Source organism: uncultured Roseobacter sp. (genome assembly GCF_947488185.1).
Lineage (GTDB): Bacteria > Pseudomonadota > Alphaproteobacteria > Rhodobacterales > Rhodobacteraceae > Roseobacter.
The window spans coordinates 296,182-311,009 of the sequence record NZ_CANKYM010000003.1 but is presented as its reverse complement, the minus strand read 5'-3'; the positions used below and the strand labels follow the sequence as shown (position 1 = coordinate 311,009).

Sequence of the window (14,828 nt, the reverse complement as noted above, 5' to 3'; positions counted from 1 at the left end):
ACAAGCCCCAAGGATGCAAAACCATTTGTTAACCAACATTGCCGCACCTTGTCCGCAGTGATTTGCAAAGATAGCTTTGACGAATCTGCAAATTTGCAAACTACGGGGAGAGACGCGGGGGATGGCCACACAGAAACTCTATGCGGGTGCCAAGCTGCGCGAATTGCGCACGCGCCTTGGCCTGACGCAGAAAGACTTCGCCGCCAAGCTTGGGGTTTCGCTGCCCTATCTGAACCAGATGGAGAATAACAACCGGCCCGTCTCCACCACGGTGGTGCTGGCCCTGGCGCAGGAGTTCGGGCTGGATGTCACCGAGCTGAGCACGGGCGACAGTGAACGGCTGGTCAGCGATATGCGTGAGGCCATGGCCGATCCACTTTTTGCGGACGCCCTGCCCCCGGTCGCAGACCTGCGCCTTGCAGCATCGAATGCCCCCGCCTTTGCGCGCGCCTTTCTCGAACTGCATCGCAGCTACCGCCAGATGCAGGAACGACTGGCCTCTTTGGACGAAGCACTGGGCCGGGAAGATGCACGATCTACTCCAAGCCCATGGGAAGAGGTGCGCGACTTCTTTCACTATTGCGACAACTACATTGATGCAGTTGACCGGGCCGCCGAGCACTTTGCAAACAAGGAGGGCGGGCATCGCAACATCCGGGTCGCAGCCGTTTCGGCCTTGGGAAATGCAAAGGTTTCCGTGCAGTTTGCAGATACGGACAAGCTGCGCAGTTTCGATCCCGACACCCGCGAACTGACGCTATCGCGCCGCGCGCCGCCCGAAAGCCAGACGTTCCAGTTGCTGCTGCAGGTCGCGCTGATCAAACAGGAGGCACTGCTTGAAGCCACGCTGGATCTGGCGCGCTTCCACAGCGCCGAAGCCCGCGCGATTGCAAAGATTGGGCTGGCGAATTACTTCGCGGGTGCTGCGCTGATGCCCTATGCCGCGTTCCAGCAGGAAGCGCGCACCTACCGCCATGATGTCGAAGCGCTGGCTGGCCATTTTGGCGCCTCCATCGAGCAGGTGGCGCACCGGCTTTCGACCCTCCAGCGCCCCGGCGCCAAAGGCATCCCGTTTTTCTTTGTCCGGGTCGATCAGGCGGGCACGATCACCAAACGCCATTCCGCCACGCGGCTGCAATTTGCCCGGTTTGGCGGCGCCTGCCCGCTGTGGAACGTGCACCGCGCCTTTGAACTGCCCGGCCAGTTTCTGCGGCAATTGGCGGAAACCCCTGATGGCGTCCGCTACATCAACCTGGCGCGCGACGTGTCGAAACCGGCAGGTCGGTTCGGCGCGCCGGTGCGTCGCTATGCCATTGCTCTGGGATGCGAAGTGCGGCACGCCAACGATCTTGTTTATGCAGACGGGATGGACCTGAGCCGGGATGGCGCGTTCGAGCCTATTGGTATTTCCTGCCGGATTTGCGAGCGGACGAATTGCCATCAACGCGCGGTGCCGCCGCTTGAACGCAAGCTGCGCGTCGATCCCAATCTGCGCGATGTGCTGCCCTATCAGGTTGAATAACGTGGCCTTTCCTGACGCAGTATCGGGCGCGTAGATCGCTGAGGAATCGCTACCGTTTGGCGGCGCGCCACCCGGCACGTTGCGCATCGCTTGCCGAGCAAAACCAGCGCTCGCCCCGTTCAGTCCGGATGCCGGTGCGTTCGTAATAGTGCTGACCGGGCACATGGTAGATTCGGGTGCCCTGATTTGAGATATTGCCCTTCACAGGGCAGGTCCGGTCAGGCGGGAGTCGCCCAACGGCGCGCGTCTGACGAAACTGCGATGGGTTTTGCACACGACTGGCATGCAGCCCGATATCCCGGATGGCCGCACCCTTCTCCGCAAAAACATAGTCCTGCGCGTATTTTCGATAGGCAAAGGCCAGTCCTGCGCTGACCAGCTCATGTCCGATATCCTGATCGGCCACGGTACAGCGGGCAACGGTCCGATTGTATTTGTCCTTGGTCACCGCAGCACAGCGAGCGGTCCGCCCGCCGAACAGTGTGGTCACCTGATCGGTCACCCATTTGCCGCAGGCCCAAACCTCACCCTGCTCCGTTTTGCAGGTCTGGTCGGTTTCTGGCGCGTCGATGCCGTAGAGGCGGACGCGAACGCTGCCTACGTTGATCGTGTCGCCGTCGATCACACGCACCGCGCCAGAGAAAGCGTTGCCGGCCAGCACAACACCTGGCAACCACAGGCCAGACACAATCATCAAAATCATCAACTTACGCATCCGCGCGGTATGACGACGCCCCGACCGGCAGGCAAGGAAATTCATTAACTAAGGTTACCAGATAGTTAACGCTGCGCCGTCGCCCATGCCGGGTTGATCCAGGGCTCATCGTTGGACCGCGCCAATGGATCGCGGCCCAGCAGGTGGTCAGCGGCCTTCTCGCCCACCATGATCGAGGGCGCGTTGAGATTGCCGTTGGTGATGCGGGGGAAAATACTGCTGTCGGCCACGCGCAGCCCGTCGACACCGATGACACGCGCCTCTGCATCCACAACCGCGTGGGGGTCATCTGCGCGGCCCATGCGGCAGGTGCCACAAGGGTGATAGGCGCTTTCAGCATGCTCCTTGATAAAGGCATCCAGATCGCCATCGGATTGAACCGCATCGCCGGGCTGTATTTCGTGTTTGACGAAGGGCTTGAACGCGTCCTGCGCAAAAATCTCGCGTGTCAGGCGAATACAGCGCCGGAAGTCGGACCAATCCTCTTCAGTGGACATGTAGTTAAAGAAAATGCGTGGCGCATCCGCTGGATTTGCTGACGCAAGGCTCACCGCACCGCGCGAGGGCGACCGCATCGGTCCCACATGCGCCTGGAAGCCATGGCCTTCGGCGGCCACCTTGCCGTCATAGCGCACGGCAATGGGCAGGAAGTGGAATTGAATATCCGGGTATTGCACCCCCGGTTGCGAGCGGATGAACCCAGTGCTTTCGAACTGGTTGGAGGCGCCGAACCCTGTCTTGGTGAAAAGCCACTGCGCGCCGATCACCGCCTTGGACACAAGGTTCCAGTGTTTGTAGAGCGTGATCGGCTGGCTCGCCGCCATCTGCAGGTAGAGTTCCAGATGGTCCTGCAGGTTCTGCCCGACACCCGGCCGGTCGGCCACCACATCGATCCCGTGTTCGGCCAGATGGCTGGCCGGTCCGATCCCGGAGAGCATCAGCAGTTTCGGCGAATTGATCGAGGAGGCCGCCAGTACCACCTCGCGGTTTGCCCGGATCACCTCGACACGGCCACCACGACGGATTTCGACACCGACAGCGCGCCCGTCCTCGACGACCACTCGTTGCGCCAACCCGTTGATCAGCGTGCAGTTGTCCCGTTTGAGCGCCGGGCGCAGGTAGGCATTCGCCGCAGACCAGCGACGCCCCTGCCAGACCGTCTGCTCCATCGGGCCGAACCCTTCCTGTTTCTGACCGTTGTAATCCTCGGTGGTATGATATCCGGCCTGGTGCCCCGCCTCGACGAAGGCGTGGTAGAGCGGGTTCTGCCGGGGGCCCCGGCTGACATGCAGCGGGCCGTCGGCGCCGCGCCACGTCGGGTCGCCGCCATGACCGCCGTCGTGCCAGTTCTCCATCCGTTTGAAATAGGGCAGCACGTCCGCATAGGACCAGCCGTCGGCCCCCTGCTCTGCCCAGTGGTCAAAATCCATCGCGTGGCCACGCACGTAGACCATGCCGTTGATGCTGGAGGATCCGCCAATCACCTTGCCACGGGGACAGGCCAAAAGACGGTTGTTCAAATGCGGCTCCGGCTCGGAGGTAAAACCCCAGTCGTAGCGTTTCATGTTCATCGGGTACGACAGGGCTGCGGGCATCTGGATGAAAGGGCCGACATCGGTGCCCCCGTGTTCGATCACAATGACCGAAGCCCCTGCCTCGCTCAACCGATAGGCCATGGCACAGCCCGCGCTGCCCGCGCCCACAATTACAAAATCTGCTTGCATTCTATTCGTCCATTCAAGCGTTCAGATAGCCAATGAGCAGCGAGACAAATGCCCCGACATGCACCACCATGATCGCCTTGTCCTTCCACATCACACCCACCGCGAACCACAGAACGATGCCGCCGAAAAAGGCAAAGACGTTCCATGGGACGACGTTCAGACCCGTCAGCCCGTAGCCGACCAACTGGATGGCCGTTGCCACCCATTTGACGATATCGACGGGTTGAAACCCGTCCGGTTTCTGCACCGCACTGGTCATCAGAACGGCGCTTCCAGATCGCCCATACGGACGTAGACGGATTTCAGCTGGCTGTAATAGGCGATGGCGGCCTTGGAGTTTTCGCGCCCGACACCGGAGGCTTTGGAGCCCCCGAAAGGCGCCTCGACTGGCGCGTCATTGTAGGTGTTGATGTAGCAGGTCCCAGCCTCGAACCCGGCGGCCACGCGGTGGGCACGCGCCAGGTCGCGGGTGAAAACACCGGCGGCCAGACCGAATTCGGTGTCGTTGGCACGGGCCATGACGTCCGCTTCGTCCTCGAAATCAAGCACAGCCATGACGGGACCGAAGATTTCTTCGCGCGCGATCACCATGTCATCCGCAACGTCGGCAAAGACCGTTGGGGTGAGGTAGAAACCGTCGCGGTCCAGCCGGGTGCCACCACAGACCAGCCGGGCTCCTTCGGCTTTGCCCTTCTCGATGTAGTCGAGCACAATGTTCATCTGTCGCTCAGACACCATCGGGCCAAAACTTGTCTCGGGCTGCATCGGATCGCCGATGACCGCGGCCTTGAGGCGCGTGCTCAGCCGGTCGAGAAACGCCTCCTTGATGTCCTTGTGCACAAAGACACGCGTGCCGTTCGAGCACACCTGACCAGAGGAATAGAAATTGCCGAGGATCGCGCCGCTGACAGCGTTATCGATATCTGCGTCTTCGAAAACGATGATGGGGGACTTGCCGCCCAGTTCCATGGTGACGTGCTTGATCCCTTCCGCGGCAGCGGCGTAGACCTTGCGCCCGGTGGGCACGGACCCCGTCAGCGAAACCTTGTCGACCCGCGGGTCGGTGACCAATGCGCCGCCCACATCCCCAAGCCCCTGCAGCACGTTATAGACACCGGCAGGCAGCCCGGCTTCATGCAGGATTTCTGCCACTTTCAGGGCGCAGAGCGGAGTTGTTTCCGACGGTTTGAAGATCATCGTGTTGCCGCAGGCCAGCGCGGGCGCGCCTTTCCAGCAGGCGATCTGCGTGGGGTAGTTCCACGCGCCGATGCCGACACAGAGACCCAAAGGTTCGCGGCGGGTATAGACCCAATCCTCGCCCAACTGGATATGCTCGCCGGTCAGCGTCGCGGCCATACCGCCGAAGTATTCCAGCGCATCCGCGCCGCTGGTGGCGTCAGCGACGCTGGTTTCCTGATAGGGTTTGCCGGTATCGTAGGTTTCCAGCACGGACAGGTCGTGGTTGCGCTCCCGCAGGATATCTGCGGCGCGGCGCAGGATGCGGCCTCGTTCGGTGCCGGTCATGGCGGCCCATGCGCCTTGGGCGGCGCGCGCGCTTTCGATGGCGCGTTCGATCAGGGCCGGTGTGGCGGCGTGCACGGTTGCGATTTTCTCGCCGGTGGCAGGGTAGATCACGTCGATGGGCGTGCCTGCGATGTCTTCGACGTATTCACCGTTGATGAAATGGCTGGCAGTGGGTTGGGTTGGATAGGTCATGATCGCCTCCGGCGGGCATATTTGAAGAACAATGAAAAGATCAGTCGCCCTTGGGCGCGCGTTTGGCGTCTTCCAGCACGTTGAGATCCATGTGGTTGCGCATGTATTGCTCTGACGCATCGCGCAGGGGCTGGTAGTCCCAAGGGTAATAGCCGCCTTGTCGCAGCGCGTCGTAGACAACCCAGCGGCGGGCCTGGCTTTTGCGCACGTCGGCGTCGAAAGCTGCGAGATCCCAGCGAGCTTCGGATTTCGCCTTGAGCTGGCTAAGGTTGCCCTGATGGGCGGGAACGTCCGCGAGATTGGTAAGTTCGTGCGGATCGGCGTCCAGATCGAAGAGCTGATCGGGATCCAGCGCACAGCGGTTGTATTTCCACTTGCCGTAGCGCAGCGAGACCATGGGGGCATAGGTGGCTTCGGCGGCGTACTCGATGGCGACCGGTTCGCTGCGCTCCACGCCCTGGCCCATTGGGACGAGGGACACGCCTGTGGTCCAGTCTTTCACCTCCTCCATAGACACGCCGGCAAGGTCGCAGAGCGTCGGGCAGACGTCGATGTTGGAGACGGGTGTGGTCTGCACCCCCGGCGCCATCTGCGGCGCCGAGATCATCAGCGGGACGCGGGAGGAGCCTTCAAAGAAAGACATCTTGAACCAGAGACCGCGCTCGCCCAGCATGTCGCCATGGTCCGAGACGAAGAGGATGATCGCCTCTTGCCGGGTGTCTTCCAGCGCTTGCAGGATCTCTCCGATTTTGTCGTCGAGATAGCTGATGTTGGCAAAATAGGCGCGGCGGGAGCGGCGGATATCCTCTTCGGTGATGTCGAAGCTGCGCCAGTCGTTGGCATCGAAGATGCGCTTGCTGTGCGGGTCCTGGCCTTCGTAGGCGAAGGCCGGGACCTCTGGCAGCAGGTGGTCGCAGTCCTCATAGAGGTCCCAGTACTTCTTGCGCGCCACGTAGGGGTCATGCGGGTGCGTGAAGCTGACCGTCAGGCACCAGGGGCGCGCATCGGCACCCCGCGACAGATCATAGATCTTGCGGGTTGCGTTAAAGGCGACCTCGTCGTCGTATTCCATCTGGTTGGAAATCTCGGCGACGCCTGCACCGGTGACCGACCCCATGTTGTGGTACCACCAGTCGATGCGTTCGCCCGGTTTGCGGTAGTCAGGCGTCCAGCCAAAATCGGCAGGGTAGATGTCGGTGGTCAGGCGCTCCTCGAAGCCGTGCAGCTGATCGGGGCCGACAAAATGCATCTTGCCTGAAAGGCAGGTCTGGTATCCGGCGCGGCGCAGATGGTGCGCGTAGGTGGGGACGGAGGAGGGAAACTCGGCAGCATTGTCGTAGACACCCGTGGCCGAGGGCAATTGGCCCGACATGAAGGCGGCGCGCCCGGGTGCGCAAAGTGGCGAGGCCGTGTAGGAATTCCGAAACCGGGTCGAGCGCGCGGCGAGTTTTTTCAGGTTGGGCGCGTGCAGCCAGTCGGCGGGGCCATCCGGGAACAGGGTGCCGTTGAGCTGATCGACCATCAGGATCAGGATATTCGGACGGGACATCAGCGTTCCTCCAGCAACATGTTCAGCGTTTCCAAAGCCGTGCGGCGCGCGGTGTCCGGGCTTTGGGAACGCGAGAGGGCCGCGCGTAGGTAGAGGCCATCGATCAGGGCGGCGAGTGTTTCCGCATGCGCTTCGGGCTGCACAGTCAGCGGACGCAGCGCATGGCTGAGGTTCGATTTCAGACGACGCTGGTAAAGCTGCAGCAGACGCAACATCTCACGGTTGGTCTGGGCCTGCGCATAAAGGGTCATCCACGCGCTGACGGTCTGGGGCGAGAAACATGTATGCGAAAAGCTGGCCTCGATCAGCGACACGGCGCGGGCTTTGGGGGTCGCGGCCTTGGCAAGCCCTTGGCGCACTTCTGCGCCGAAATCGCGCAGGATCTGCCGCATGGCTGCAAGGAAAATCTGGTCTTTGCCGCCGAAGTAATGGTGCGCCAAGGCGGTGGACATGCCTGCACGTTTGGCGATCTGGCCAACGGTCACGTCCAGCGATCCCTTGGAGGCAAGTTCAGCGATTGTCGCCTCCACCAAAGCGGTGCGGCGGATCGGTTCCATTCCCAGTTTTGGCATGCGACTCCCCTTGTGGCGGCATTTCGCATGCAGTAGCGGGTTTTTTATTGACCAGTCAATCAATAAAAAATAGTGGGTTCAAACCTTGGTCGCGTTTAAAGGCGGCGTGGTCTCGCCCCGCTTCAAAACGGCCTCTCGCCAGGTGATGAAAATCACCGAGCCCAGAATAACCACGCCGCCCAGAACCACCCAGATATCAATGGCTTCGTCAAAGACCAGATAGCCCAGCAACACGGCCCAGATCAGCTGGGCAAAGGTCACGGGCTGGGTGACGGTCAAGGGGGCTGCGGCAAAGGCGAGTGTCATCGTGTAGTGACCAGCCGTTGCAAAACAAGCGACCAGGAAGAGAACGCCAAGATCGGTAAGGCTGGGCGTAACCCAATGCGCCAGGGCAAAAGGCGCCAGGGTGATGGTCACGAAAATCGACAGCATGGCGACAACAACGGCGGGTTTGACCTCATCCGCCATGACCTTGGCCGTCAGGTAAGACCCCCCGAAGGCAATGGCGGTGGCCAGCATGGCCAGATGCCCGCTGCTGATCTCACGAAAGCCCGGGCGCAGGATCAGGAATGCTCCGATGAGGGCGGCAAGGATGGCCGCGATCCGGCGGAAGGCCAGCCGCTCGCCCAGAAAGAGGGCAGCCCCTATGGTAACGTAAATCGGTGCCAAATAATTCATCGCAGTGACATCCGCGATTGGAATGCGGGCCATGGCGTAGAACCACAGGATCACGCCGATCCCGTGCATCGCCCCGCGCAGACCAAAGAGACGCCACTGCCGGGGTGTCAGATGTGCCGCGCGCAAGGCACCGATGGCGGGGATCAGAAAAATCAGCCCCATCAGGTAGCGCAGAAAGGCGGATTCAGCGGGTGGCACGCGGGTGCCCATGTGTTTCACTAAGGCCGTCACCGCGATGAAACACAGCCCCGTGAGAAGCATCCAGAAGATACCGACAACCGGGCGATGGGGGGTGCGGGTGACCATGTGCCATAGACAGCGTGTTTTGCCGCGCGCCGCAAGGGGCTATGGCCACAATAATCCCACGGCGATGGCCCACATGGTGAGCGCGATCAAGCCGTCCAGCACGCGCCAGCTGGTGGGGCGCCCAAAAAGCGGCGCAAGCAGCCGGGCACCGTACCCAAGCGCAAAGAAGAAGGTGAGACTGGCCGACACGGCCCCGGCTCCAAAGAGAAAGCGGTTCTCATATTGCGCAGAGATGGAGCCCAGCAGGACCACCGTATCAAGATAGACATGCGGGTTGAGCCAGGTCAGCGCCAGCACGGTCAGGATCGTGGGCAGCAACGCGCGCTTTGCACCGCCGTCCGCCTGCAGCGCCTGCCCGCCTCGCCAGGCGGACCGCGCGCTGCGCCATCCATACCAGAGCAGGAACGCGGCCCCGCCAAAGCGCATCGCGGTTTCGAACCAGGGCATACGCTCTGCCAGAGCGCCGAACCCCGCGACCCCCGCCGCGATCAGAACAGCATCGGAGACCCCGCAGGTCAGGCAGACCCAAAAGACATGTTCGCGCCGAAGACCCTGCCGCAGGACAAACGCATTTTGTGCACCAATGGCCAGAATGAGAGACAGGCTTAACAGGTAGCCGGGGAGGAAAGTATCAAGCACGCGATTAGTCCTTTTGAGGTGCCGCATTGACTAGCGTCCCTCGCATCATTACTCAAATTAAACATATGAAGATTGATTAAGAATAGCTAATGCCCATTGACCCAAGCCAACTCGCAGCCCTTGCTGCCATCGTCCGCCACGGCAGCTTCGATGCGGCGGCCGCGCATCTGGGTGTGACACCTTCGGCCATTTCGCAGCGGATCAAGGCTTTGGAGGAGCGGATGGGGGCTGCGCTGATCTATCGGGGCCAGCCTTGCACGCCCACCGACGCAGGCACCCGTCTGGCGCGCCACGCCGATGATGTCGCCCTGCTGGAATCGCACGTGTTGCGCGACCTGTCGCCCGATCTGGCACAGGAGGCCCCGCGGGTGCGGGTCGCCGTCAACGCCGACAGCCTTGCGACATGGTTCGTGCCCGGGCTGACGCTCGCAACCGGCGTGCTTTTCGATCTGGTGATCGACGATCAGGACACCTCGACCGATTGGCTGTTGCGCGGCGCGGTGAGTGCTGCGGTCACCGGGCAGGCCCAAGCGGTGTCGGGATGCACCTGCACCCCCCTCGGCGCCCTGCGCTACATCGCGACCGCAAGCCCGGCGTTTTATGACATATGGTTCAGCGAGGGCGTCACCCCCGCAAGCCTTGCCGCTGCACCCGTCATGACCTTCAACGTCAAGGACGCCCTACAACACCGGTGGATCACGCAACAGACAGGTGAACGGCTGACCCCGCCCGCGCATCAGCTGCCGTCCACCCACGCCTTTGTCGATGCGGCACTGGCCGGGCTGGGGTGGGGTCTTAATCCCCTGCCCCTTGTCAAAACCCATTTGCAACGCGGGTCCCTCGTCGCGCTCGTTCCGGAAAAGCCTTTGGATGTAAAGCTATACTGGCAAACCAGCCGCCTGATGAGCGACGCTTTGACCCCGCTCAGCCGGGGGATCAAAGCCGCCGCAAGATCACATCTTGTTAACGTTCCTCACGCAGGTGTGATGTGAAAAAATAAAATCACAGAAATCTTATCCGGGATGATTGGCGTATCTCTCTATGTTCCCCATATGATAGGGATGTAACAAGGATGCGCTCAGATGCTGGACAATTTACACAACCTAGATCTTACGGCAAAAGACATCGAATTGATCGAGTCCGCGCTGCACACTCAAAAGAAGATCCTGTCCGTGCAAAGCGAAGCTGGCGGCAGCGGTGCCCGCAAGCGACTGACCGATCTCAAACATCTCATGAAACGGATCAACCGAAGCACGTCGCGCCGTTCGGCGGGCCAACCCGACGTGCAGCGTCTTGGCTGGGGACAATTTGCGCGGTCCCTCTTTTGCACGGATTGCAATCAACCGCGCTGATCCGGTGTTGATCTGACGTCAAAAGCCGCCCATGACCCCGGGGCGGCTTTTGATTTTGTAGCAGGTGACAAAGGCTCAGAGCTGTTCCATCACGTCATCGCTGGCCTCAAAATTCGTGGTGACGCGCTGCACGTCGTCGTCATCTTCAAGCGCCTCGATGAGCCGCATCAGTTTCTGCATGCTGTCGAGGTCCATCTCGGTGGTCGTCGTTGGCCGCCACACCAGCTTGGTGCTCTCGGACTCGCCCAATTCCTTCTCCAGCGCCGTGGCCACATCATTGAGATCGGTGTCCGCGCACCAGATCACGTGCCCGTCCTCCGAGCTCTCGACATCCTCGGCGCCCGCCTCGATCGCGGCCATCATGACGGTGTCCGCATCCCCAGCATCAACCGGGTACGTCACCTCGCCCTTGCGATCGAACATGAAGCCAACAGAACCGGTCTCGCCAAGGTTGCCGCCGTTCTTGGTGAAGGTGGAGCGCACGGTTGACGCCGTTCGGTTGCGGTTGTCGGTCATCGCCTCGACGATCACCGCGACACCGTTGGGGCCGTAGCCTTCGTAGCGGATTTCTTCGTAATCATCCCCCTCGCCCGCCTGCGATTTCTTGATCGCGCGGTCGATGTTGTCCTTGGGCATGGATTGCGCCTTGGCTTCCTTGACGGCCAGGCGCAGGCGCGGGTTTTTATCCGGATCAGGGTCGCCCATCTTGGCAGCGACAGTGATCTCTTTGCTGAACTTCGAAAACAGCTTGGCCCGCACGGCGTCCTGACGCCCCTTGCGGTGCTGAATGTTTGCCCATTTTGAGTGTCCGGCCATTGGCACCCTCCATTCATTCCTTGAGTTTGGCGATGTGTATCCGTGACGCGCGGGACGCTCAACCCCTCAGCCTACCCCGTCATCATTGCCTGGAGGATCAGGAAGGCGCGTATGGCCAGACCAAGCGTCAGCGCCGCCAGCATGTAGTTGGGCATGACGCGCGCGAAATCCTGATAATATCGCGCCTCTTCCCGTTTGAGCTGCACAGTGTGTTCATCAGCGTTGCGCGCCAAAAGCCGGTCGGCCTTGCGTTCGTACCAGCGCGACCGCAACAGGAAAGAACAGGCCCAGATCGCCGGGGCCAGGATCAGCGCGTCGGAAACAAGACCAGCCTTTGTCACTTTTTGACGGCGTTCAGCTCAATCCGGTAGCCCAGCGCCTCGGCCAGGGCAAAGACCTTCCACAAGGTTGGTCCGGTCTTGGAGGCACCACGGGCAATCCGCGATAACGCGGTATGGTCAAACCCGGATTGGGCGCCGATCTCGCGCATGCTGAGGTCGGATCCGTTCAGCATCTGGGCAATCACCTGCGCGCCCAGCGTGCGGGCCAATTCCTCGCCGACATCGCGGAACACGGCATGTTTCTCTGCCGGGTCAAGCGCGTCGAAGGCGGCATCAAAGGCCACCTCGTCCAGAGCAGCAACCGGTGGTGCCGATTTATTCGAGGTGCGTGCAGCCGACCGGGCGCCCGCCCGTTTGGGTGCTTTGGCCTCGGCCCCTGCGTTGATCTGTACATCAGTCATGGATCATCATCCGTTTGTAGCGGTCGAAAACTGTTGTCTTACAAAGCAACACTTAGGCAATAGCACCCCGTCTGTCAAGGTTTCACCGCGCGGTGGTCGAAGGCTTCGGCAAGGCCCGCACGTCTGCAATGAGCTTTTTCGCAAGTTTTTTGTCGCGCAGGGCAGTCAGGTGTCTGTTGCACTCGGCCAGAGTCCCGACCACCGGGAAAGCCAGGCGCCGGTCGGGCTCTTCAGTATAGACAACCACGCAGGCCAGCTCGAACCTGCGGGACCGGAACCGTGCGAAGTATCCTTCGGGGTCCGGATCGTTCAGCCCCGCAATATTCTGAAAAAGAAGCGGTTTTTCGATCTCGCAGAGGAATGCTCCGAATTCTGGGGGCGGATAGCTGTTCTTGACATGCTGCGCCTGATCTATATGGCTCCAGCGCAAATGGTCAGGGTTGCGCCAGCTATATTCGACCCCATCCAGATACTTCCTGAGTTTGAAAATACGGACCTTGGCCCTGGCCGCCGCCCTTGGTGCCAGTTTGCCCGCATTGTCGAGTGCCGCCAGAAATCCGTTGGTGATTAAAAAGTTCAAATCAGACATAACCGCAGTTGAGGTAAAACAACTCGCAAAATCAAGAGCGTGGAGCAGACCCCCGTGACAACAGATCAGATTATCCTTTTCACGCTCTTTGGGGCTGTCTTTGCGCTGCTGCTCTGGGGGCGCTTTCGGTACGATATCGTGGCCTTTACCGCCCTGATGGTCGGTGTGGTTCTGGGCGTGGTCCCGACCGGGGATGCGTTTTCCGGCTTTGGGCATCCCGCCACGCTGGTGGTGGCCCTTGTTCTTGTGGTCTCTGCCGGGCTGGTGCGGTCGGGGGCTGTGTTCCTCATCACCCGCACGCTCGTGGATGCGACGCGCTCTCTGGGCGCCCATATCGCGCTCATGGGCGCGATTGGCGGGGTGCTTTCCGCCTTCATGAACAACGTCGCGGCGCTTGCCTTGCTCATGCCGGTGGACATTCAAACCGCCCGCAAGGCGGGCCGCGCGCCGGGGCTCAGCCTGATGCCGCTCAGCTTTGCCACGATCCTTGGGGGGATGGCCACCTTGATCGGCACGCCGCCCAATATCATCATTGCGTCGATCCGCGAGGAGTCTCTGGGGGCGCCTTTTGCAATGTTCGACTTTGCCCCCGTCGGCGGGGCCGCAGCGATTGCGGGCCTGATTTTCGTGGCCTTGATCGGCTGGCGGCTCATTCCACAAGACACAACGCAAACAACGCCGGAAGCGGACCTGTCGCAATACATTGCCGAACTGACCGTGCCCGAGGGCAGCAAGCACCTTGGCAAACGTCTGGCGGAACTGGATGACGCGGCGGACAAGGCGGATGTGGCCATCCTCGGTCTCATCCGCGACGGCAAGCGCCGCTATGGTCAGGCCCGGAATGCGCTGCTGCAGGCGGGTGACGCACTGGTTCTGGAAGCAACACCCGATGCCTTGGACGAGTTCCGCACCAGCCTTGACCTGGCCGTGGCCGATGCCAAGCGCGAAGAGGCCCTGCGCGCCGATGGCGAAGGCGTCGAGATCATCGAGGTCGTGGTGCCGGAAGCCGCGCGCATCCACGGCAAGACGGCGCAATCCATCGGTCTCGCATGGCGACAGCGCACGGTGCTCTTGGGCATCTCGCGGCAAGGCACGCGGATCACCAAACATCTGCGCAAGACGGTTATGAAGACCGGTGATATTCTGCTGCTGCTGGTGCCCCGCGACACCGGGCCGGACGTCACCGACTGGCTGGGGTGCCTACCGCTGGCCGACCGCGGATTGGCCGTGACCGAAAACCGCAAGGTCTGGCTGGCGATCGGCCTCTTTGCAGGCGCCGTGGCCGCAGCCAGCGTCGGGCTGCTTTATCTGCCTATCGCGCTGGGGCTGGTGGTCGTTGCCTATGTCCTGACCCGCATCGTCCCGCTCAGTGAGCTATACGATCATATCAACTGGCCCGTGGTGGTGCTCCTGGGGTCGATGATCCCCCTGGGCGCGGCGCTGGAAAGCTCCGGCGGCACCGAATTGATTGCAGGCGCGCTTGTTTCCTGGACTGGTGCCCTGCCCGCTTGGGCTGTCCTCACCGTATTGATGATCGTGACCATGACCCTGTCGGACGTGCTTAACAACACCGCAACGACCATCGTGGCCGCGCCCGTCGGCATACAGATGGCCCAGAGCCTGAATGTCTCGCCCGATCCGTTCCTGATGGCCGTAGCTGTGGCGGCCTCATCCGCGTTTCTTACGCCCATCGGGCACAAGAACAACACGTTAATTCTATCTGCGGGTGGATATTCTTTCGGCGACTACTGGCGTATGGGGCTGCCCTTGGAGGTGCTCATCGTGGCTGTGAGTATACCCATGATCCTTATCGTATGGCCCTTGTAGCAAGGCTTGTCACAGCCGCAAACCGCACAAAACACATTGGTTCTATTGAATTAATTGACCCATGAAACAAGGACGCGGATA

General features: G+C 61.2%; 16 protein-coding genes. 4 read left to right on the top strand and 12 right to left on the bottom strand.

Annotated features, from left to right (window positions below; all coding sequences use genetic code 11):
- Window positions 1–121 precede the first annotated feature (121 nt).
- Window positions 122–1,522, top strand: a complete 1,401-nt coding sequence (locus Q1A52_RS12695) for a short-chain fatty acyl-CoA regulator family protein (protein ID WP_300015813.1) — start codon at window positions 122–124, stop codon at window positions 1,520–1,522.
- A gap of 49 nt (window positions 1,523–1,571) precedes the next feature.
- On the opposite strand, the gene Q1A52_RS12690 is transcribed toward Q1A52_RS12695, so the two are convergent.
- The 8 genes from Q1A52_RS12690 to Q1A52_RS12655 form a co-directional block, all read right to left on the bottom strand.
- Window positions 1,572–2,225 (bottom strand): thermonuclease family protein, encoded by a 654-nt coding sequence (locus Q1A52_RS12690; protein ID WP_367278034.1) that lies wholly within the window; start codon window positions 2,223–2,225, stop codon window positions 1,572–1,574.
- A 77-nt stretch (window positions 2,226–2,302) separates the two neighbouring features.
- Window positions 2,303–3,961, bottom strand: a complete 1,659-nt coding sequence (gene betA / locus Q1A52_RS12685; protein WP_300015810.1) for a choline dehydrogenase — start codon at window positions 3,959–3,961, stop codon at window positions 2,303–2,305.
- Window positions 3,962–3,974: 13 nt separating this feature from the next.
- Window positions 3,975–4,220, bottom strand: a complete 246-nt coding sequence (locus Q1A52_RS12680) for a DUF6552 family protein (protein WP_300015807.1) — start codon at window positions 4,218–4,220, stop codon at window positions 3,975–3,977.
- Window positions 4,220–5,677, bottom strand: coding sequence for a betaine-aldehyde dehydrogenase (gene betB / locus Q1A52_RS12675; RefSeq protein ID WP_300015804.1), 1,458 nt, complete (start codon window positions 5,675–5,677; stop codon window positions 4,220–4,222). Before betB ends, Q1A52_RS12680 begins: the two co-directional genes overlap by 1 nt.
- Before the next feature lie 40 nt (window positions 5,678–5,717).
- The gene (betC, locus tag Q1A52_RS12670) at window positions 5,718–7,226 is read right to left on the bottom strand and encodes a choline-sulfatase (protein ID WP_300015801.1); all 1,509 of its coding nucleotides are present in this window, start codon (window positions 7,224–7,226) and stop codon (window positions 5,718–5,720) included.
- On the bottom strand, window positions 7,226–7,798 hold the full coding sequence (gene betI / locus Q1A52_RS12665; RefSeq protein ID WP_300015798.1) for a transcriptional regulator BetI: 573 nt from the start codon (window positions 7,796–7,798) through the stop codon (window positions 7,226–7,228). The genes betC and betI overlap by 1 nt, the downstream gene beginning before the upstream one ends.
- Window positions 7,799–7,876: 78 nt before the next feature.
- Window positions 7,877–8,782: a DMT family transporter gene (locus Q1A52_RS12660; protein ID WP_300015795.1), complete on the bottom strand. Its 906-nt coding sequence runs from the start codon at window positions 8,780–8,782 to the stop codon at window positions 7,877–7,879.
- 39 nt (window positions 8,783–8,821) lie between these two features.
- On the bottom strand, window positions 8,822–9,421 hold the full coding sequence (locus Q1A52_RS12655) for a LysE/ArgO family amino acid transporter (RefSeq protein ID WP_299826673.1): 600 nt from the start codon (window positions 9,419–9,421) through the stop codon (window positions 8,822–8,824).
- 89 nt (window positions 9,422–9,510) lie between these two features.
- On the opposite strand from Q1A52_RS12655, the gene Q1A52_RS12650 reads away from it, so the two are divergent.
- Window positions 9,511–10,413 carry a LysR family transcriptional regulator ArgP gene (locus tag Q1A52_RS12650; RefSeq protein WP_300015792.1) on the top strand — a complete coding sequence of 301 codons (903 nt, stop codon included), beginning with the start codon at window positions 9,511–9,513 and terminating at the stop codon, window positions 10,411–10,413.
- A 90-nt stretch (window positions 10,414–10,503) separates the two neighbouring features.
- Window positions 10,504–10,773 carry a hypothetical protein gene (locus tag Q1A52_RS12645; protein ID WP_300015789.1) on the top strand — a complete coding sequence of 90 codons (270 nt, stop codon included), beginning with the start codon at window positions 10,504–10,506 and terminating at the stop codon, window positions 10,771–10,773.
- Between the two features lie 75 nt (window positions 10,774–10,848).
- Here the strand turns inward: Q1A52_RS12645 and Q1A52_RS12640 are convergent, their stop codons facing one another.
- The 4 genes from Q1A52_RS12640 to Q1A52_RS12625 form a co-directional block, all read right to left on the bottom strand.
- Window positions 10,849–11,589 (bottom strand): YebC/PmpR family DNA-binding transcriptional regulator, encoded by a 741-nt coding sequence (locus Q1A52_RS12640; RefSeq protein ID WP_299782187.1) that lies wholly within the window; start codon window positions 11,587–11,589, stop codon window positions 10,849–10,851.
- A 71-nt stretch (window positions 11,590–11,660) separates the two neighbouring features.
- The gene (locus Q1A52_RS12635; protein ID WP_300015786.1) at window positions 11,661–11,930 is read right to left on the bottom strand and encodes a hypothetical protein; all 270 of its coding nucleotides are present in this window, start codon (window positions 11,928–11,930) and stop codon (window positions 11,661–11,663) included.
- Window positions 11,927–12,331, bottom strand: a complete 405-nt coding sequence (locus Q1A52_RS12630; protein WP_300015783.1) for a helix-turn-helix domain-containing protein — start codon at window positions 12,329–12,331, stop codon at window positions 11,927–11,929. Before Q1A52_RS12630 ends, Q1A52_RS12635 begins: the two co-directional genes overlap by 4 nt.
- A gap of 82 nt (window positions 12,332–12,413) precedes the next feature.
- A complete protein-coding gene (locus Q1A52_RS12625) occupies window positions 12,414–12,920 on the bottom strand; it encodes a hypothetical protein (protein WP_300015780.1) in 507 nt (168 codons plus the stop codon).
- Window positions 12,921–12,974: 54 nt separating this feature from the next.
- Between Q1A52_RS12625 and Q1A52_RS12620 the strand changes: the two genes are divergently transcribed.
- Entirely contained in the window at window positions 12,975–14,747 is a 1,773-nt protein-coding gene (locus Q1A52_RS12620; RefSeq protein WP_300015777.1) for an SLC13 family permease, read from the top strand.
- Window positions 14,748–14,828: the final 81 nt, after the last annotated feature.